Here is a 17,938-nt window from a genome sequence, read left to right as displayed (position 1 = left end):
ATGCCATCCTTCGGGGCAGGACGAGTCAGGGGGCAGGCCCGGCGCGGCGGGACGGCCCGTCGCGGCGCGGCGCCTCCGCCAGCCCTGCCCCGGGGAGGACCGCGATGCAGCACGCCGTACGGTCACGAGCAGCGATCCGCACCGGGCTGACGCCCGTTCCACGCCCGCGGACACCCGGCGTCACGTCGTTGATCGACGCCGACGCCCTGCGGGTCCTGCACCGGGCCGCCCGCGCCCTGCTCGACGACCTGCCCGACCTGACCGACCGGCTGACCGCCCTGCTGCGGGAGCAGGAGCCCGCGTACCGGGCCGCTCTCGCCAAGGACCCCTCCGCCACCTGGCAGGAGGCTCACCGCTCCCTGCGGCACAGCGTGGCCTCGCTGCTCGACCCGCGCGGCGCCCGGGACGCGGCCCGCCGCTGCTCCTGGCGGATCGGCGCCGTCCGCGCCGAGCAGGGGCTGCCGCTGGACGCCCTGCTGCACGCCTTCCGGCTGGGCGGCTCGCTGGTGTGGCAGCGGCTGGTCGAGGAGACGTCCAGGGCCGCCCCGGAGGACGTGCGGCTTCTCGTGCACGTGGCCGCCGACGTGTGGAACTTCGTCGACGAGCACTGCACCCTCGTCGCGGACGCCTACCGGCAGACCGAGTGGCAGATCGGCCGGCGCCGCGAGAACCGGGCCCGGCTGCTGGCGGCAGGGCTGCTCGACGGCACCGGCCGCATTGCCGACCTGCCCGAGGCCGCGCGGGCCCTCGGCCTCCCGGAACAGGGCCGGTACGCCGTCGTCGCCGTCACCGGCGGACCGCCTGCCGGGTCCGCGGCCGCCCGCGCCGCCGCCGTACCGGCCGGGAGCCGCGTCCACTGGCACGCCGGGGCGGAGGCCGACTACGGGATCGTGCTGGTCGGTGCCGACGAGGGGCTCACCGACCCGCACGAGCCCGGCACCGCGTCCGCCGTCCCCGTCCCGGGCCTCCGCATCGGTGTCGGCAGCCCGGTCGACGGACTCGCCGCCGTCGGGGCGGCCCGCAAACTCGCGGACACCGCCCTGGCCATCTGCCCCGCGGCGGGCGGCACCGTGCGACTGGCCGACCAGCTCCCCGCCGCCCTGGTCGTCTCCAGCCCCGAGCTGGGCCGGTCCCTCGCCGAGAAGGTCCTCGGCCCACTGCTCCGCCTGGAGCCCGGCGACCGCGAGGTGCTCCTCGACACCCTCACCACGTGGCTCGACTGCGACGGTTCGGCCCAGCGTGCCGGTGAGCGCCTCTACTGCCATCGCAACACGGTCCTCAATCGCCTCCGCCGCTGCGAACAACTCACCGGCCGCTCCCTGACCCGCCCGGCCGACCTCGTCGAGTTCAGCCTGGCCCTGACGGCCCACCGGGTCCTGACCGACTGACCGACTGAGCGACTGACCGACGGAGCGGGGCGGCGGGCACAGCATCCGGGCTCTCCGGGGAGCCCCGGGCCCCGCATGCGCGGGTGAGACCGGAGATACCCGGAACCGGCACGCCGCCAAGGCCTGTTGATCCGGGCAGCCGCGGAGGCTCCCGGAGCCTGGCGTCCCCCGGAGGTCTCCGCGCGCCGGGAGGCCCAGCACGTCCGCTGTCCGGGTGTCTGCGGGAGAGCAGAAGCCTCCGCAGCCCGGCGGCCCCGCATGCCTCCGCGGGCCGGGAGGTCCCGCATGTCTCCGGGGCCCCCGGTGTCCGGGAGGCCGCGCGAGCCGTCGGCGTCGCGGCGTCGGGGGCGCCCGTGTGCGGATGCGAGGAGGTCGACGTCCCGCAGGCGCGGAAGCCCCGGGCCGTCGTCTTGTGGGCCGGGGCTTCCCGCTGGTCGGGTGGGCGTCCGGCAGGGCGCGGCGTCCGGCCGGGCGCGGCCCCATGGGCATCCGCACAGACTCGGGCGCCCCGGACTGGGACACCGCAGCGACCCTGTCCGGGAACCCTGTACGGCCCCCGCCGCCCGTGCTGTCGTGAGTTCCCCCCCCCTTACACCCGTCACCGTGCCGTTCCGGCCCGGTCCCAAGGAGCCGCGATGCCCGCAGCACCACCGGACGGCGCGCCCGCGCTGCACGTCGAGAGCCTCGACGTGACGTACGGGCGCGCACTGTCCGCCCTCCGCTCCGTGTCCCTGACCGTGCCGCACGGCGCCGTCGTCGCGCTGCTCGGAGCCAACGGCGCCGGCAAGACGACGCTGCTGCGGGCCGTCTCGGGCACCCTGCGCCTGCACCGCGGCGCGATCACGGCCGGCCGGGTCCGCTACGGCGACACGGTCCTGGACGGCCGGGACCCGGTCGCCGCCGTACGCGCCGGTGTCGTCCAGGTGCCCGAGGGCAGGCGGGTCTTCGCCGGACTCACCGTCGACGAGAACCTGCGGGCCGGCGGGCTCGGCCTCAACCGGCGGGCCCCCGCGCAGGTCCGCGAGGCCAGGGAGCGGGTCTTCACCCTGTTCCCGCGGCTCGCCGAGCGCACCCGCCAGGCCGCCGGCCTGCTGTCCGGCGGGGAGCAGCAGATGCTGGCCATCGGCCGCGCCCTGATGGCCGCCCCCCGCCTGCTCCTCCTCGACGAGCCCTCGCTCGGACTCGCCCCGATGATGGTCGACCGCATCGCCGAGGTCGTCCGGGAGATCAACGCCCAGGGCACCGCCGTCCTCCTCGTCGAACAGAACGCGGGCATGGCGCTGTCGCTCGCCGAGCACGCCCACGTCCTGGAGGTCGGCGAGATACGGCTCTCCGGCGACGCCGCCGGCCTGGCGCGGACGGACGCCGTACGCCGCCTCTACCTCGGCGAGGCCACCGAGACCACCGAGGGCGCCGACGGCAAGGGGGCCGCGTGACCACCCCCGCCGCCGCACCGCCCGCGCTCGACGTGCGCGGCGTGACCGTGCGCTTCGCCGGTCTCCTCGCCCTCGACGACGTCTCCTTCACCGTCGCCCCCGGCACCGTGCATGCCGTCATCGGACCCAACGGCGCCGGCAAGTCCACCTGCTTCAACGTCCTGTCCGGCCTGTACCGCCCCACCGCCGGCTCCGTACGGCTCGGCGCCGCGGAGCTGACCCGGCTCGCCCCGCACCGCATCGCCGCCCTCGGCGTCGCCCGCACCTTCCAGAACATCGTCACCACCCAGGGCACCGTCGCCGACAACCTGATGCTCGGCCGGCACGCCCTGTCCCACGCCGGGTTCGCCGCCAGCGCCCTGCGTCTGCCGCGCGCCGTGCGCGAACAGCGCGAGCACCTCGCCAAGGCCCGCGAGATCGCCGAACTTACCGGCCTCGGCGCCCACTTCGACGCACCCGTCGCGCTGCTGTCGTACGGCGACCGCAAGCGCGTCGAACTCGCCCGCGCCCTCTGTCTGGAGCCCCGTGTCCTGCTGCTCGACGAACCCGTGGCCGGCATGAACGCCGCCGAACGCACCCGCATGACCGAGGTCGTCCGGGAGATCCGCGCCGAACTCGGCCTCTCCGTCGTGCTGGTCGAGCACGACATGGGCCTGGTCATGCGGCTCGCCGACGAGGTCACCGTCCTCGACTTCGGCCGGGCCATCGCCCACGGCACCCCCGACGAGGTCCGGCGCGACCCCGAAGTGCTCCGCGCCTACCTGGGCACCACCACGGGGGAGGACGCGGCATGACCGGTTTCCTCGACAGCCTGCTGGGCGGCCTCGCCCTGGGCTCCGTGTACGCCCTGATCGCCCTCGGCTTCGTCACCATCTTCAAGGCCTCCGGCGTCCTGAGCTTCACCCACGGCTCGCTGCTGCTGCTCGGCGGGTACCTCGTCGCCGTCCTCCACGACGACCTCGGCTTCGCCGGGGCGCTGGCCGTCGCGGTCCTCGTGACGGCGGCCGTGGCCGGTGCGCTGGACCGGCTGGTGCTGCAACGCGTCGGCGGCACCGACCCGCACGCCGCCCACGTCCAGACCATCGTCACCATCGGCATCGACATCGTGCTGGTCACCGACCTCGCCCGGCGCATCGGCGGCGACCTGCTGCCGCTCGGCGACCCCTGGGGCTCCGCCGTGACCGACCTCGGCCCGGTGACCGTGGCCGACAGCCGCATCGCCGCGATCCTGGTGTCCGCCGTCGCCATCGGCGGCGCCTTCGCCCTCTTCCGGTTCACGTCCTGGGGCCTGTCGCTGCGCGCGGCCGCCGAGGACCGCGAGGCCGCCGCCCTCATGGGCGTACGGCTCACCCGCGTACGCACCGTCGCCTGGTGCCTGGCCGGCGCCCTCGCCGCGCTCGCCGCCGTCTTCCTGGTCGCCTTCCCGGCGCCCGGCCTCGAGCGCACCACCGGGCAGATCGCGCTGAAGGCCTTCCCGGCCGCCATCCTCGGCGGCATGACCTCCCCGGTCGGCGCCCTCGTCGGCAGCATGCTGATCGGCCTCACCGAGGCGTTCGTCGCCGGCTACCAGTCCGACCTGCACGTCCTCGGCGAGGGCTTCGGCGACGTCGCGCCGTACGCCGTGATGGTGCTCGTCCTGCTGGTGCGCCCCGCCGGACTCTTCGCGGCGAAGGGAGCGGCCCGTGTCTGACCTGCGCCCCCTCCTCCGCAGGCGCGGCCCGCTCCTGCTGACCGCCCTGCTCCTGTGCGCCCTGCCCTTCTACCTGGACGCCTTCTGGCTGCGCATCGGCCTGTTCTCCATGGCCGCGGCCATCGGCGCCGTCGGGCTCGGCCTGCTCAGCGGCACCGCCGGGCAGCTCTCCCTCGGGCACGCCTTCTTCCTCGCCGTCGGCGCCTACGGCTACGTCTGGCTGGCGGGCGAGCCCGGCCCCGGGCTGCCGCCCGCCGTCGCCGCCGTCCTCGCGGTCCTGCTCGCCGGGGCGGCGGGCGGGCTGTTCAGCCCCGTCGCCGGACGCGTGAAGGGCATCTACCTCGGCGTCGCCACCCTCGCCCTGGTCTTCCTCGGCCACCACGTCCTGCTCACCGCGGACTCCGTCACCGGCGGCTTCAACGGCCGCTCGGTGCCGCCGCTCGAGCTGGGCGGCTTCACCTTCGCCGAGACCGATCCGGAACTGACCGTCCTGGGCGTGCCGTTCGGCGCCGAGGAACGGCTCTGGTACCTGGGCCTCGTCCTGTTCGCCGTCACCTGGTTCACCGCCCGCGGACTGCTGCGCGGCCGTCCCGGACGGGCCCTGGTGGCGCTGCGCGACAGCGAGACCGCCGCGTCCGTCATGGGCGTGCACGTGGCCCGGCACCGCTCGACCGCGTTCGTGGTCTCGTCGATGTACGCGGGCCTCGCCGGCGTCCTGCTCGCCCTCTCCTTCCGCCGCGTGGTGCCCGACTACTTCTCCCTCGCCCTCTCCGTCGACTACCTCGCCATGATCGTCATCGGCGGCCTCGGCTCGGTGGCCGGAGCCACCGCCGGAGCCGTCTTCGTCACCGCGCTGCCCCTGCTCATGACCCGCTACGCCGACCAACTGCCCCTGGTGGCGGCGCCCGGGTCCGGCGGCGGCTCGATCGGCCCGACCGAGGCGTCCCGCTACCTCTACGGCGCGGCGATCGTCCTGATCCTGCTCTTCGCCCCCGACGGCCTGCACGGACTGGCCCGCCGCACCCGGGCCCGCCTGCGCCGCCGCCCACCCGTCACCGGACCGCCCGGCACCGGCCCCGCGCCCGGCACCGCCCCCGACACCACTGACACCACTGGCATCTCCGACACCACCGCACGAGCCAAGGAGCACACCCCGTGAACGTCACGCACCCAAGGCCCCGTACCGCCCGGACCGCCGCCCTGGCCGCGGCACTGGCCGCCGTGCTGCTCGCGGGCACCGCCTGCAGCTCCAAGGCGGACGGCGGGAGCACCGACGACGCCGCCGACGGCGTCAAGTCCGGCCCCGGAGTCACCGACAAGACCATCAGACTCGGCGCGCTGACCGACCTCACCGGCCCCTACGCCACCCTCGGCAAGAGCATCGTGCAGGCCCAGCAGATGTGGGCCGAGGAGACCAACGCCGCGGGCGGCATCTGCGGACGCCAGGTGGAGATCGTCGTCAAGGACCACGGCTACGACGTGCAGAAGGCGGTCACCGCCTACGCCGACATCGCGCCGGACGTCGTCGCCCTGCCCCAGGTCATCGGCTCCCCGGTGGTCGCCGCCCTGCTCGACGACATCGAGCGCGACCACATGCTGACCTTCCCGCAGGCCTGGGCGGCCAGCCTGCTCGGCCGGGACTCCGTCCAGGTCCTCGGCACCACCTACGACCTCGACATGATCGCCGCCGTGGACTTCCTCACCCGCACCAAGAAGCTCGCCAAGGGCGACACGATCGGCCACGTCTACTTCGAGGGCGACTACGGCGCCAACGCGCTGGAGGGCTCCGAGTGGGCCGCCGAACAGGCGGGCATGAAGGTCGCCGGGCAGAAGATCAAGGCCACCGACACCGACCTGACCGCGCAGGTGTCCGCCCTGAGCAAGGCCGGGGTGAAGGCGATCCTGATCAGCGCGGGCCCCGCCCAGACCGCCTCCCTCGCGGGCGTGGCCGCCGCCCGCGGCCTGAAGGTGCCGATCGTCAGCAGCGCGCCGGGCTACGCGCCGCAGCTGCTGAAGACGCCCGCGGCGGCGGCGCTGGAGGCCATGGTCCACGTCGTCAGCGCCGCACCGGCGGTCAGCTCCGACCTGCCGGGCGTCAAGAAGATGGTCGCCTCCTACAAGAAGGCGTACCCGGGCGAGCCCGTCGACTCCGGCGTGCTCTCCGGATACAACGCCGCCCAACTGACCGGCGCCGACCTCAAGAAGGCCTGCGAGGCCGGCAGCCTCACCCGCCAGGACGTGGTCAAGGCGCACCGTTCGCAGAAGAACGCCGACACCGGACTCGGCACCCCGCAGGACTTCACCCTCGTGACCGCGCCGGCCAGCCGGTCCACGTACGTGCTGAAGCCCGACGCGAAGGCGGAGGGCGGCCTGGTCGGCCTGGAGGAGGCGCACGAGGCGCCCGGAGTGGACGCGTACCTGGCCGGGCGCGGCTGATCCGGTCGAGTGGCCGTCAACTGCGCTGTGCGACAACGGGTTTGACGGCCACTTGATCCGGCCCCTGGTTTGGCTGACCACTAGGTCTTTAGGATGTACTGTCTGTCATGCCAGTCCAGTTGGCGCCGGTACGGAGCTGGGGGAACGATGCAAGCCGACAAGCAGCTGTCCACGGAGATCGACGCCAACGTGCCGACAGCGGCGCGTATGTACGACTTCTACCTGGGCGGCAAGGACAACTACGCGGCCGACCGCGCGGCCGTGGGCGAACTCGACAAGGTCGTCCCCAGTACGCGCCGGCTGGCGCTGAACAACCGGCGCTTCCTCCAGCGGGTCGTCCGGGTCCTCGCCCAGGACTACGGCATCCGTCAGTTCCTCGACCACGGCTCCGGCCTGCCCACGCAGGACAACGTGCACCAGGTCGCCCAGCGCGTCGCCCCCGAGTCCCGCGTCGTCTACGTCGACAACGATCCGATGGTGCTGGTCCACGGCCGGGCGCTGCTCGACCAGAACGACCAGACCGCCGTCATACACGCCGACATGCGTGCCACGGAGGAGATCTTCTCCCACCCGGACACCCGGCGTCTGATCGACTTCTCGCAGCCGGTCGCCGTCCTGTTCAACTCGGTGTTCCACTGCATCCCGGACAGTGACACCGACGGGCCCAAGGCGGTCGTCCGCCGGGTGACCGAGCGGCTGGCTCCCGGAAGCTTCGCCGTGATGTGCCAGCTGGTCAGCGAGGACGCCGAGGTGCGCAAGTTCGTCACGGACTTCATGGACCAGGCGACGCAGGGCCACTGGGGCCGGGTGCGTGAGCCCAAGGACGTCGAGGACCTCTTCGAGGGCATGGACATCCTGGAGCCGGGCCTCGTGGAGGTCTCCACCTGGCGCCCGGACACCGAGGTGGCGCCGCGCCAGCTCACCGACGAGTGGATCGAGTTCGGCGGTCTGGGCCGGCTGCGCTGACCGCCGGAACACCCGTCAGGTACGACGCGAAAGGGGCCACGCGCACCGCGCATGGCCCCCTTTCGCGTACCCGGCGCTACTTGTAGCGCAGCGCCGTCGTCTCGCGCAGCCGCTCCAGCGACTCCCGCGGGGTCAGCGCCTCATCGGCCAGCCGGTCCAGCGCGACCCGGTACTGCTCGGTCTCGTCCCGGTCCTCCAGGAAGTTGGCGCTGCCGATGTGCTCCAGGTAGACCACGTCCGGCAGATCGGTGCCGCCGAACCGCAGATAGGTGACGGGGATCGCCGGCGCCGACGCGTTCGTCACGTCCAGCGGCACGATCTGCAACGTCACATGGGGCCGCTTGGCCATCCCGGCCAGGTGCTCGAGCTGCTCGCGCATGACCTCGCGGCTGCCCAGCACGCGCAGCAGGACGGACTCGTCGATGATCGCCCACAGCTGCGGCGCGTCCTTGCGGTCCAGCAACGCCGCCCGGTGCTTGCGCAGTTCGACACGGCGCCGGACCTCGGCCGCCGGTGCGTTCGGCAGGCCGCGCTCGACCACTGCCTGGGTGTAGGCCTCGGTCTGCAACAGGCCCGGGACGTACTGGATCTCGAAGGTACGGATGGTGGCCGCGGCCTCCTGGAGTCCGACCAGGCGGTCGAACCACTCGGGCATCAGGCGCTTGTCGTACCGCTGCCACCAGCCCGGTTCGCCCGCCCGCCGCAACAGCTTGAGCAGCACCGAGGCCTCGTAGGCGTCGGTGCCGTACCGCTCGAGCAGCGCACGGACGTCGGTCTCCGACGGGGGCCTGCGGCCCTTGCCCGACTCGATGCGCGAGAGCTTCGCTGCGCTGAAGCCCAGCGCGCGGGCCGCCTGGTCCTGGGAGAGTCCGGCGTCCTCGCGGAAGCCCGCCAGCTGCACGCCGACGAGCATCTTCAGCAGAGTCGGAGCCGGCTCGGTCCGGTCCAGATAGGGTTCGAGACGGGAGATGCGATGCGGCGCGGCGGACATCCTGACTCCCAGCAGACCGGCAGACTTGAAGGAAAGACTATCTCATCCCATCGGGGTCCGCCGCATCCGCCCGTAGAAATCGGGTAGTTGGCCTCCGCTTGAGGTCGCCGCTGCGCCGCCACGCCACCGCCGCGCTACACCAGGTGGTCGAACTCGCCCTCCTTCGCCCCCGCCAGGAACGCGGCCACCTCCGCCGGGGTGTAGACGAGCGCGGGACCGTCGGGGTCACGGGAGTTGCGCATCGCGATGCCTCCGTCCACGAGAGCGACCTCGACGCAGTTGCCCTCGGCGTTGCTGTGCCGACTCTTCTTCCAGCAGACGTCCAACTGGCTGGCCTGCACTCCGTTGCGCACTGGTGGCACCGCGGTCTCCTTGCTGTTCGGGGGAGCGGACCGAGTCGTGCCGGTCCCCGAGCGCCCCCATCCGACTTTTTTCGCGCAATTTCTCGTGCAATTGCACGCGAGCGCTCTCAGCGTGGATAATAGCCGTGGCGTCAACCCCCCGGTTGAGGTCCCCTTCTGACGTCGCATCAGGGAGATGCTGTGCCGTCACCTGCGCATCCAACGCTCCGGTCGCCCGGCGAACCCGTGTCGGAGGCAGGCGCGACGAGCCGCTCCGCAGGGCTTCCGTACGCGGGGCGTTCAGCCTCCGGCGGCCGTCCGGCCGCCGCCGCGTTGCGCGTCGCGTGCGGCGGCGAGGGGTTCGCACGGGCCCGGGTCTTCACGCGGGACACCCTGCGCGGGTGGTCCCTCGACCACCGCGGCGACGACGCGGTGCTCGTGATCACCGAACTGATCTCCAACGCCGTGACGCACGCGGTGCCGTCGGCGGCGGCCGGCGCACCGGAGGTCAGGCTGGGACTGGCCCTGGGCCCCGGCGTCCTGACGCTGACCGTCTCCGATCCCGGGGACAACGCACCCGTGTTCAACCCGTCCGACGGCTCCGCTCTCCGGGAGCACGGACGCGGCCTGTGCATCGTCGACGCCCTCGCCGAGGAGTGGGGCTGGACCCCGCGCCCTCCGGCGGGCAAGACGGTCTGGGCCACGTTGTCGACCCGTTCCCTCACCTGACCCGACTGCCGCGGAAGGGCCCCACACCATGCGCAGCGCTCCGACACCCGAGCCGAGCATCCAGCGCACCGACCGTCACGCCTCGCCCGGCTCGCCCCGCTCCACCGCCCTGCTCGCCGGTCTCGACGGCGTGCCCTGGAGCGACATCCAGGACTCCACCGGTTCGGCGGCGGCCATTCCCCGGCTGCTGCGCAAGGTCGCCCGGGGTGACGCCGAAACCGCCCGCGCCGCCCTCGGCGACCTGCGGCGGCGCATCTGCCAGTACGGCTTCGTCGTCGAGCAGGCGACCGCCGCGACGGTCCCCTTCCTGTGGGAACTGGCGCAGCGCCCCCAGGTGAGCTGCCGGGCGCAGATCATCCAGCTCCTCAAGAACATCGCCGACGCCCGGCAGTGGGAGACCACCGCCAGCGCCTACCCCAAGCTGCTCAACCACCGGGAGAATCCGGTGGCCTGGGAGCGCGCGGCGCGGCAGGCCGTCCGCGCCCGGCGGGACGGCCTGGCGCGGCTGATGGCCGACGACGACACCGAGATCAGCCGCGCCACCACCGAACTGGCCCGCACCCTCAAGGACTGAGCCGCCGCTCCGGGCGACCGGGCACCGCACCCCGAAGACCGGGACCCGCGCCCTCCACGGGGGAGAAGGCGCGGGTCCCTCCTTCCACGACGCGGGACGGTGTGGCGCACTTCCGGCCGACCGGGTAGGAAAGCGCGGGAAGCAAGCGCTTGCCCCACTCGGTCACCAGGAGGACCACGCCGATGGCGTCGTCGTTGGAAAAGCCCCTCGATCACCGCTACCGGGGCGAACACCCGATACGCACCCTCGTCTACCTGTTCCGCGCCGACCGCCGCCGACTGGCCGGCGCGGTGGCCGTCTTCACCGTCAAGCACAGCCCGATCTGGCTGCTGCCGCTGATCACGGCCGCCATCATCGACACCGTCGTGCAGCACGGCCCGATCGCCGACCTGTGGACCAGCACCGGGATCATCATGTTCATCCTGGTGATCAACTATCCGCTGCACCTGCTGTACGTCCGCCTCCTGTACGGCAGCGTGCGCCGCATGGGCACCGCGCTGCGCTCCGCGCTGTGCACGCGCATGCAGCAGCTCTCCATCGGCTACCACTCGCGGGTGAGCGCGGGCGTGCTCCAGGCCAAGGTGGTCCGGGACGTGGAGACGGTGGAGCAGATGGTGCAGCAGACCGCCGAGACCGGGCTCGGCGCGTTCACCGTGCTCACCGGCGGTCTCGTCATCATCGCCGTGCGCACCCCGGAGTTCCTGCCCGTCTTCCTCGTCGTCGTCCCCGCCGCCTCCCTGCTCGTGGCCCGGCTCCGTGCCCGGCTGCGCACCCACAACGAGCGCTTCCGCCACGAGGTGGAGACCCTCTCCTCCCGGGTCACGGAGATGACCCGGCTCATCCCGGTCACCCGCGCCCACGGCCTGGAGGGCAAGGCGCTGCGCCGCATGGACGGCACCCTGGACCGGCTGCTGACCTCCGGGATGCGCCTGGACCTGGTCAACGGCCGCTTCGGCTCGCTGTCCTGGGTCGTGCTCAACGTGGTCGGCGTCCTGGTGCTCGCCGGCGCCGCGCTGATCTCGTACTACGACGTCTGGGGAGTCACCGCCGGCGACGTCGTCATGCTCAGTGCCTTCCTGACCACACTCACCAACTCCACGACGACGCTGGCGGGCCTGGCCCCCGTCATCACCAAGGGCCTGGAGTCCGTCCGTTCGGTCGGCGAGGTGCTCCAGGCCCCCGAACTGGAGGACAACGAGGGCAAGAAGGAGGTGACCGCCCTGCGCGGAGCCGTCGCCTTCGAGGGCGTCGGGCACCTCTACGAGAGCGACGGACGGCCCGCGGTCAGCGACTTCACCCTCTCCGTCGAACCGGGCGAGACCATCGCGCTCGTGGGCGCGTCCGGCGCCGGCAAGTCCACCGTCCTCAACCTGGTGATCGGCTTCCTGCGGCCGACCTCGGGCCGGCTGCTGCTGGACGGCACCGACATGAACACCCTCGACCTGCGCACGTACCGTCGCTTCGTCTCGGTGGTGCCGCAGGAGTCGATCCTGTTCGACGGCACGATCCGGGAGAACGTCGCCTACGGCATGGACGACGCCGACGAGGAGACCGTGCGCGGCGCCCTGCGCGACGCCAACGCGCTGGAGTTCGTCGACCGGTTGCCGCGCGGACTGGACACCCTGGTCGGGGAGCACGGGGCGCGGCTGTCCGGCGGGCAGCGTCAGCGCCTGGCCATCGCCCGTGCCCTGATCCGGGACCCCCGGGTGCTGATCCTCGACGAGGCCACCTCGGCGCTGGACACCCGCTCGGAGGCGCTCGTCCAGCAGGCGCTGGCCCGGCTGCTGCGCGGGCGCACCACGTTCGTCGTGGCGCACCGGCTGTCCACGGTGCGGGGCGCGGACCGGATCGTGGTGATGGGCGACGGCCGCATCCAGGAGATCGGCACGCACGAGGAACTGCTGGCCGGGGGAGGGGCGTACGCCGCACTCCACAGCGGCCAGGCGGCCTGAGCGCCACCGGGGAGGCCGGACCTCAGGACCGTGCGGGGGCGGTGCCGAGGACCCGGGCGGTGTAGTCGGCGAGCTGGGCGCGCATCCGGTCACGGGGCATGCCCCGGCGGCCGGCCAGGTGCTCCACCAGGTCGGCCCGGACGGCGGCGAGCAGCGCGTGGGCGGCGAACTCCCCGTCGGGAAGGCCGGGCACCTCCTCCAGCACGGAGCGGAGCAGGGTGTGCCAGCGCTCGTAGTGCTCGGCCCCGTAGGGGCTGTCGTGCCCGGTGGCCTCCAGCGCCAGCGCCAGGCCCCGGTTGTCGAGCTTGAAGCACAGGAGGGCGTCGAGGAGGGCCGTCACGCGGCGCTGCGGCTCGGCGCCGGGGCCCAGCGGCGGCGGTCCCGTCTCGACGGCCCGCCCCACCGGTTCGAGCCGGGCCTCGTACAGCGCCCTGACCAGTCCGCCCCGGTCGCCGAAGGCCCGGAAGAGGGTGCCCTTGCCGACGCCGGCGGCCGCCGCGACATCGGCCATGGTCACGTCGTCGGGACTCTCGCAGTCGGTGAAGAGGGCATCGGCGGCGGCGAGGACGGCCGCCCGGTTGCGGGCCGCGTCCTTGCGGGGCTTGCGCTCGGTCACTCGGGTCTCCTCCGGGCACGGGGCGGTGCGCGTTGCAAAGCGGACCGTCGGTCCGTATTGTTTGAAGCGGACCGCCGGTCCGCATTCTATGCGACGACCGCGCCGGGCAGGCGCGGTGCGAAGGAGCACACCCATGCCCACCCCCATGCCCACACCCATGCCCACCCCCATTCCCCCGTCGGACCTGTTCCGGCACGGCCTGCGTCTGCTGCTGGACAAGGACGTCGACGCCTGGGTCGGCCTGTGGGCCGACGACGGCGTCATGGAATTCCCCTTCGCCCCCGAGGGGCGGCCTCGGCGACTGGAGGGGCGGGAGGCCGTCGCCGCCTACATGCGGCACTATCCCGACCACATCGACCTGCATGACTTCCCCGAACTGCGCATTCACCGGACGACCGACGCCCGCACCGTCGTGGTGGAGATGCGCGGCGTGGGCCGGCTGGTGCGCACGGGCGCCCCCTTCGACATGACGTACATCGCGGTCGTGACCGTCGAGGACGGCCGGTTCACGTCCTACCGCGACTACTGGAACCCGCTGGCACTGCTGGAGCCCGGCGCCGAATTCGCCGGGAGCGCCCGATGACCGCCACCGGTACGACGCTGGTGATCGGCGCCACCGGCACGACCGGCAGCCGCACCGCCGCCCGGCTGGTCGCCGCCGGGCACCCGGTGCGGGCCGCCGGACGGCGCGCGGCCCCGGTGCCGGGCGCGCGCCCGGTCCGCTTCGACTGGTACGACACCACCACCCACGACGCGGCCCTCGACGGAGCGGACCGGGTCTACCTCGTCCCGCCGGTGGGTGACACGGACCCGGCCGCGGTCATGCTCCCCTTCCTGCGCCGGGCCCGTGCCGCGGGCGTGCACCGTGCCGTACTGCTCAGTTCCTCCGCGGTTCCCCAGGGCGGCCCGGCGGTGGGCCTGGTCCACCGGGAACTGCCCGGCCTGTTCGACCAGTGGGCGGTGCTCCGGCCCTCCTGGTTCATGCAGAACTTCACCGGCGACCACGCCCATGCCGTCGGCATCCGTCAACACGGCACCCTCTGGACCGCCGCCGGGAGCGGCCGGGTGGCCTTCGTCGACGCCGACGACATCGCCGCCGTCGCCGTGCACGCCCTCACCGGCGACCAGGCCCCGAACACCGATCTGGTCCTCACCGGGCCCGAGCCCCTCGACCACGACGAGGTCGCCGCGATCCTCACCCGGGTCGGCGGCCGGCCGGTCGTCCACCGGGGCCTGACTCCCGAGGAACTGGGCGCCCGCCTCGCGAGCGTGGTACCGCCGGACTTCGCCGCGCTCCTCGCCGACCTGGACCGGGCGATCGCCCAAGGGGCCGAGGACCGCACCACCGACACCGTCGAACGCGTCACCGGCCGTCCGCCGCACGGCTTCCGGGAAGTGGTGGAACGGGAGTGGCGGGGCGTCGAGCGCCTGGATCCGGTCAATTGCGGGTGACGGAGCGCACGGTGCGATTGTGACGGCGGAGTCCGGGCATACGCAGCGAAAGTCGAGAGAGGGGCGTTTCGTGCTGGAGCCGGACCCGAAGGTCGTCAGGGAACTGCTGACGCGGTACGCGTCGCTGAGGATCGCTCAGGCGGAGAGGCCGCGGCCCGCGGTGGTGCGGGAGCTGACGGACGTCAGTTACACGCTGTGCGTGATGATGGCGACCACCAGCGTCCACGACGCGGTGGCCAAGGCGGACGCCCTGCTGCTCGCCAAGGGCGGGACGGCGCCGCAGGCGGGCCCGGTGGACGCCAACGGGGAGAGCGGCCTGTCGCTGGCCGTGTGACGGTGCCGGTCCACGCCACGCGTCCTACGGGCCTGCCGGCGGCACGGCGGTCTTCGCCCGGAAGGCGGCGCGGTAGGCGTGCGGCGTGGTCCCGGCCACACGGCGGAACCGCTCGCGAAAGGCCGTGGGGGAGCCGAACCCTGCCTGGCGGGCGATCCGTTCGACGGAGTGGTCTCCGTTCTCCAGCAGGTACTGGGCGCGTCGCACCCGCGCCCGCAGCAGCCATTGCAGCGGAGTGGTGCCCGTCTGCTCGCGGAACCGGCGGCTGAAGGTGCGCTCGCTCATCCCCGAGCGCGCCGCCATCGCCCCGAGGGTGACCTCCTCGGCCAGATGGTCCTCGATCCAGCGCAGGAGCGGCTCCAGGTCCGACCCCCGCGGCACGGGCGGATGCTCCTGAACGATGAACTGGGCCTGCCCGCCCTCCCGTTCCAGCGGAACGACGCACATCCGGGCGGCGTGCGCTGCCACGGCCGATCCGAGGTCCCGGCGGATCATGTGCAGGCACATGTCCAGACCGGCGGCCGCGCCCGCCGAGGTGAGAATCTGGCCGTTGTCGACATAGAGCACGTCCGGCCGCACCTCCACCCGCGGGTACCGGCGGGCCAGATCCGCCGCGGCGATCCAGTGGGTGGTGGCCCGCAGCCCGTCCAGCAGCCCGGCTTCCGCGAGCACGAAGGCGCCCACGCAGACCGACGCGATCCGGGTCCCGGCGTCGGCCGCCCGGCGCAGCGCGTCGAGGACGCGGTCGGAGGGCGGGCCGGACTCCTCGGAGCGCCCCGGCACGATGATCGTGTCCGCGGTCTCCAGCGCCTCCAGGCCCCGCTCGATCCGCAGGGCGAGGCCCTCGGTGCGCACCTCGGGCGACTGTGCGCACAGAGTGACCCGGTAGGGGCTGCGGCCGTCGGGCAGCCGCGTCCAGTCGAACGCCTGCATGGGGGCCGCCATGTCGAACGGCACCACGTCGTCGAGGACCAGGATCGCCACCGAGTGCATGGGCGCCACCCTAGGCAGGATCCTGCCGTTCGCAGAAGCCCGCGTCAGGCCCGGTTGCCGTCCGGCAGGGGCTGGTGGGAGCGCTGGCGAGAATCCGTTGGAAGCTGTCGTTTCAGCCTCTGTGCGGCCGATCGCCGCCTTCCTACCTTGGTTCTCGATCACCGCATCACCCGATCCCGCCTCCCGGAGCCCGACCGATGACCAAGTTCCTGCTGTCCCTCCACGTCCTGGCGGCCATCGTCGCCGTCGGCCCCGTCACCGTCGCGGCCAGCATGTTCCCGGCGGCCGCGCGGCGGGTGCCGGCGGCCGCTCCCGTCGGGGGAGGGGGAGAGGGCGCGGATGCGGCTTGGGCCGGGGCGGACACCGGGGACGTGCGCACCGTCCGGCTGCTGCACCGCATCTGCCGGGTCTACGCCGGTCTCGGCATCGCGGTACCGGTCCTCGGCTTCGCCACCGCCGCCTCGATGGGAGTCCTGGGGGATGCCTGGCTGATCGCGTCCGTCACCCTCACGGCCGTCGCCGCCGGGCTCCTGGCCGCCTTCGTCCTGCCGCGCCAGGAGGAGCTCCTGGAACAACTGGCCGACGGACAGCCCGTCGAACGGGCCCGCACGGTCCGGCTGGCCATGTTCACCGGCCTGTTCAACCTGCTGTGGGCCACGGTGACCATTCTCATGATCGTGCGGCCCGGCTCCACGACCGGCGCCTGAGTGCCCGTTCACATCCTGGCGGAATGCGCACCACCACGTGAACGGGCGCCTAGACTGCTCAGTCGCGCCTCCGTACGGGGGCGGACGACACGAAAGGCACGTTGACGGGTGTTCCAGGATTCCCCCATCTACGACCGACTCGTCGCCGAACGCGGTGACGTCCCCGAGCAGGTGCGGCGGGACGCCGAGCGTGTGAGCAGGGAACTGGAGGTGGTCATGCGTCCGTTGCGCGCTCCCGGGCACCTGCCCGGCGGCGAACGCCACCCGTCCCCGGGCGCCGGCTGGCAGCGCACCGCCCTGCTGCCCGGCCCGCGCCCGCACTGACCGGCGCACCCGGCCTCACCCGACCGCCGCCGTGTCGGGACCGCCCGCGTCCACCTGGTCCGCGGCGCCGGGCCGGGCCAGCCACTCGGCGATGGTCCGGGCGATCGGCTGCCCCGTGTCCACCTCCACGAAGCCGAACTGCCCCGACTGGTTGCACTCGAGGAACCACCAGGTGCCGTCGCCGTCCTCGGCGAAGTCGAGGGCGCCGTAGGCCAGTCCGGCAGCGCGGAGGTAGGCGCGGACCTGCTCGGCGACGCGCGGCGGCACCTCGGCCGGCCGCCACGGCTCGGCCGACGCCGTGAAACGGACGTCCACCTCGTCGGGGCCCAGGCTGGACAGCGCAGTCTTCCGGGCGGCCAGCAACTCCTCGCCGACGACGGTCAGCCGGATGTCCGCACGCTTGGCGACCCGGCGTTGCAGCAGCGTCGGGCCGTGCGCGACGGCGGAGAAGTCGGCCTCGGGCGGAACGCGGCTGGTCGGCACCGCCAGGGGCGGGTCCTGCGGATGGGCGCCCGAGACGGGCTTGACCACCAGGTCCGGGTAGCGCTCGGCGAACTCGCGCGCGGCCCGCGGAAACGTCGTGATCAACGTCGCCGGCACGGGCAGGCCGCACCGCTGGGCGAGGCGCAGCTGCCAGGGCTTGTACCTGGCCCGGTGCGCGGCGTCCGGCTGGTTCATCCAGCGGGCCCCCGAGCCGCGAAGCATGCCGTACAGCGCCTGACCGGCCTCCTCGGTCAGCCATGCGGACGGCTCGGCGGCCCGCGTGGCCGCGCCGCCCGGCCTGCGCACCCAGACCGACCGCAGCCCGCCGATGCTCACCAGGCGGCCCCCCGAGGACAGATGGCCCCGGAAGGAGCCGTGCACGAACTCGCCCGACAGCGCGACGGAGTCGGTGAGGTCGGCGGGGTCCAGGCGGACCACCGGTACCCCCGCCGCGTTCAGGTGCACCACCACCATGTCGGCGGTGACGTCCTCTTCACTGGTCAGGATCAACACGGTCATTCTCGAC

Annotated in this window: 20 protein-coding genes; 15 read left to right on the top strand and 5 right to left on the bottom strand. The window is 73.3% G+C overall.

Annotation, left to right across the window (positions count from 1 at the left end):
• The first annotated feature begins 104 nt into the window (after positions 1–104).
• From B9W62_RS02790 to B9W62_RS02760, 7 genes are all read left to right on the top strand, one after another.
• Positions 105–1,388, top strand: coding sequence for a PucR family transcriptional regulator (locus B9W62_RS02790; RefSeq protein ID WP_087804842.1), 1,284 nt, complete (start codon positions 105–107; stop codon positions 1,386–1,388).
• A 635-nt stretch (positions 1,389–2,023) separates the two neighbouring features.
• Complete coding sequence (locus B9W62_RS02785; protein ID WP_087804840.1) at positions 2,024–2,824, top strand: ABC transporter ATP-binding protein; 801 nt, start codon at positions 2,024–2,026, stop codon at positions 2,822–2,824.
• Positions 2,821–3,618: an ABC transporter ATP-binding protein gene (locus B9W62_RS02780; protein ID WP_087804838.1), complete on the top strand. Its 798-nt coding sequence runs from the start codon at positions 2,821–2,823 to the stop codon at positions 3,616–3,618. The genes B9W62_RS02785 and B9W62_RS02780 overlap by 4 nt, the downstream gene beginning before the upstream one ends.
• Positions 3,615–4,514 (top strand): branched-chain amino acid ABC transporter permease, encoded by a 900-nt coding sequence (locus B9W62_RS02775; protein ID WP_087804837.1) that lies wholly within the window; start codon positions 3,615–3,617, stop codon positions 4,512–4,514. Before B9W62_RS02780 ends, B9W62_RS02775 begins: the two co-directional genes overlap by 4 nt.
• Positions 4,507–5,673: a branched-chain amino acid ABC transporter permease gene (locus B9W62_RS02770; protein WP_087804835.1), complete on the top strand. Its 1,167-nt coding sequence runs from the start codon at positions 4,507–4,509 to the stop codon at positions 5,671–5,673. Before B9W62_RS02775 ends, B9W62_RS02770 begins: the two co-directional genes overlap by 8 nt.
• Positions 5,670–6,950, top strand: coding sequence for an ABC transporter substrate-binding protein (locus B9W62_RS02765; RefSeq protein ID WP_087804834.1), 1,281 nt, complete (start codon positions 5,670–5,672; stop codon positions 6,948–6,950). Before B9W62_RS02770 ends, B9W62_RS02765 begins: the two co-directional genes overlap by 4 nt.
• Positions 6,951–7,097: 147 nt before the next feature.
• A complete protein-coding gene (locus B9W62_RS02760) occupies positions 7,098–7,916 on the top strand; it encodes an SAM-dependent methyltransferase (RefSeq protein ID WP_087804832.1) in 819 nt (272 codons plus the stop codon).
• A 76-nt stretch (positions 7,917–7,992) separates the two neighbouring features.
• Here the strand turns inward: B9W62_RS02760 and B9W62_RS02755 are convergent, their stop codons facing one another.
• Both B9W62_RS02755 and B9W62_RS02750 read right to left on the bottom strand, forming a co-directional pair.
• Positions 7,993–8,907, bottom strand: a complete 915-nt coding sequence (locus B9W62_RS02755) for a helix-turn-helix domain-containing protein (RefSeq protein ID WP_087804830.1) — start codon at positions 8,905–8,907, stop codon at positions 7,993–7,995.
• Between the two features lie 134 nt (positions 8,908–9,041).
• Positions 9,042–9,269 carry a DUF397 domain-containing protein gene (locus B9W62_RS02750; protein ID WP_087804829.1) on the bottom strand — a complete coding sequence of 76 codons (228 nt, stop codon included), beginning with the start codon at positions 9,267–9,269 and terminating at the stop codon, positions 9,042–9,044.
• A 225-nt stretch (positions 9,270–9,494) separates the two neighbouring features.
• On the opposite strand from B9W62_RS02750, the gene B9W62_RS02745 reads away from it, so the two are divergent.
• The 3 genes from B9W62_RS02745 to B9W62_RS02735 all read left to right on the top strand — a co-directional run bounded on the left by B9W62_RS02745 (position 9,495) and on the right by B9W62_RS02735 (position 12,503).
• On the top strand, positions 9,495–9,977 hold the full coding sequence (locus B9W62_RS02745) for an ATP-binding protein (protein ID WP_373433660.1): 483 nt from the start codon (positions 9,495–9,497) through the stop codon (positions 9,975–9,977).
• Between the two features lie 28 nt (positions 9,978–10,005).
• A complete protein-coding gene (locus B9W62_RS02740) occupies positions 10,006–10,551 on the top strand; it encodes a hypothetical protein (protein ID WP_179235313.1) in 546 nt (181 codons plus the stop codon).
• Positions 10,552–10,733: 182 nt separating this feature from the next.
• Positions 10,734–12,503: an ABC transporter ATP-binding protein gene (locus B9W62_RS02735; RefSeq protein ID WP_087804825.1), complete on the top strand. Its 1,770-nt coding sequence runs from the start codon at positions 10,734–10,736 to the stop codon at positions 12,501–12,503.
• Positions 12,504–12,525: 22 nt separating this feature from the next.
• On the opposite strand, the gene B9W62_RS02730 is transcribed toward B9W62_RS02735, so the two are convergent.
• On the bottom strand, positions 12,526–13,119 hold the full coding sequence (locus B9W62_RS02730) for a TetR/AcrR family transcriptional regulator (RefSeq protein ID WP_087804822.1): 594 nt from the start codon (positions 13,117–13,119) through the stop codon (positions 12,526–12,528).
• A 157-nt stretch (positions 13,120–13,276) separates the two neighbouring features.
• On the opposite strand from B9W62_RS02730, the gene B9W62_RS02725 reads away from it, so the two are divergent.
• The 3 genes from B9W62_RS02725 to B9W62_RS02715 all read left to right on the top strand — a co-directional run bounded on the left by B9W62_RS02725 (position 13,277) and on the right by B9W62_RS02715 (position 14,905).
• A complete protein-coding gene (locus tag B9W62_RS02725) occupies positions 13,277–13,702 on the top strand; it encodes a nuclear transport factor 2 family protein (RefSeq protein ID WP_087804820.1) in 426 nt (141 codons plus the stop codon).
• Positions 13,699–14,571 (top strand): NAD(P)H-binding protein, encoded by an 873-nt coding sequence (locus tag B9W62_RS02720; protein WP_087804818.1) that lies wholly within the window; start codon positions 13,699–13,701, stop codon positions 14,569–14,571. The genes B9W62_RS02725 and B9W62_RS02720 overlap by 4 nt, the downstream gene beginning before the upstream one ends.
• 70 nt (positions 14,572–14,641) lie before the next feature.
• A complete protein-coding gene (locus B9W62_RS02715; protein ID WP_179235312.1) occupies positions 14,642–14,905 on the top strand; it encodes a DUF5133 domain-containing protein in 264 nt (87 codons plus the stop codon).
• A 24-nt stretch (positions 14,906–14,929) separates the two neighbouring features.
• Here B9W62_RS02715 and B9W62_RS02710 read toward each other — a convergent pair whose 3' ends face one another.
• On the bottom strand, positions 14,930–15,898 hold the full coding sequence (locus B9W62_RS02710) for a GlxA family transcriptional regulator (RefSeq protein WP_087804814.1): 969 nt from the start codon (positions 15,896–15,898) through the stop codon (positions 14,930–14,932).
• Between the two features lie 197 nt (positions 15,899–16,095).
• On the opposite strand from B9W62_RS02710, the gene B9W62_RS02705 reads away from it, so the two are divergent.
• Together B9W62_RS02705 and B9W62_RS02700 are read left to right on the top strand one after the other, a co-directional pair.
• Positions 16,096–16,605, top strand: coding sequence for a hypothetical protein (locus B9W62_RS02705; RefSeq protein ID WP_087804812.1), 510 nt, complete (start codon positions 16,096–16,098; stop codon positions 16,603–16,605).
• Positions 16,606–16,713: 108 nt separating this feature from the next.
• Entirely contained in the window at positions 16,714–16,929 is a 216-nt protein-coding gene (locus B9W62_RS02700) for a hypothetical protein (RefSeq protein ID WP_087804810.1), read from the top strand.
• Positions 16,930–16,944: 15 nt separating this feature from the next.
• Here B9W62_RS02700 and tgmB read toward each other — a convergent pair whose 3' ends face one another.
• Positions 16,945–17,931 (bottom strand): ATP-grasp ribosomal peptide maturase, encoded by a 987-nt coding sequence (gene tgmB, locus B9W62_RS02695; RefSeq protein ID WP_087804808.1) that lies wholly within the window; start codon positions 17,929–17,931, stop codon positions 16,945–16,947.
• Positions 17,932–17,938 lie beyond the last annotated feature (7 nt).

The sequence above is a fragment of the Streptomyces sp. CS113 genome (assembly GCF_002188365.1).
Taxonomy (GTDB): Bacteria; Actinomycetota; Actinomycetes; order Streptomycetales; family Streptomycetaceae; genus Streptomyces; species Streptomyces tendae.
This window is presented reverse-complemented; position numbering and strand designations above follow the sequence as displayed.

Bases quoted from the DNA above. Each gene is read 5' to 3' on its own strand.
- B9W62_RS02790 (WP_087804842.1), top strand. From the start codon at position 105: ATGCAGCACGCCGTACGGTCACGAGCAGCGATCCGCACCGGGCTGACG.
- B9W62_RS02785 (WP_087804840.1), top strand. From the start codon at position 2,024: ATGCCCGCAGCACCACCGGACGGCGCGCCCGCGCTGCACGTCGAGAGC.
- B9W62_RS02775 (WP_087804837.1), top strand. From the start codon at position 3,615: ATGACCGGTTTCCTCGACAGCCTGCTGGGCGGCCTCGCCCTGGGCTCC.
- B9W62_RS02760 (WP_087804832.1), top strand. From the start codon at position 7,098: ATGCAAGCCGACAAGCAGCTGTCCACGGAGATCGACGCCAACGTGCCG.
- B9W62_RS02755 (WP_087804830.1), bottom strand. From the start codon at position 8,907: ATGTCCGCCGCGCCGCATCGCATCTCCCGTCTCGAACCCTATCTGGAC.
- B9W62_RS02740 (WP_179235313.1), top strand. From the start codon at position 10,006: ATGCGCAGCGCTCCGACACCCGAGCCGAGCATCCAGCGCACCGACCGT.
- B9W62_RS02735 (WP_087804825.1), top strand. From the start codon at position 10,734: ATGGCGTCGTCGTTGGAAAAGCCCCTCGATCACCGCTACCGGGGCGAA.
- B9W62_RS02725 (WP_087804820.1), top strand. From the start codon at position 13,277: ATGCCCACCCCCATTCCCCCGTCGGACCTGTTCCGGCACGGCCTGCGT.
- B9W62_RS02720 (WP_087804818.1), top strand. From the start codon at position 13,699: ATGACCGCCACCGGTACGACGCTGGTGATCGGCGCCACCGGCACGACC.
- B9W62_RS02710 (WP_087804814.1), bottom strand. From the start codon at position 15,898: ATGCACTCGGTGGCGATCCTGGTCCTCGACGACGTGGTGCCGTTCGAC.
- B9W62_RS02705 (WP_087804812.1), top strand. From the start codon at position 16,096: ATGACCAAGTTCCTGCTGTCCCTCCACGTCCTGGCGGCCATCGTCGCC.
- tgmB (WP_087804808.1), bottom strand. From the start codon at position 17,931: ATGACCGTGTTGATCCTGACCAGTGAAGAGGACGTCACCGCCGACATG.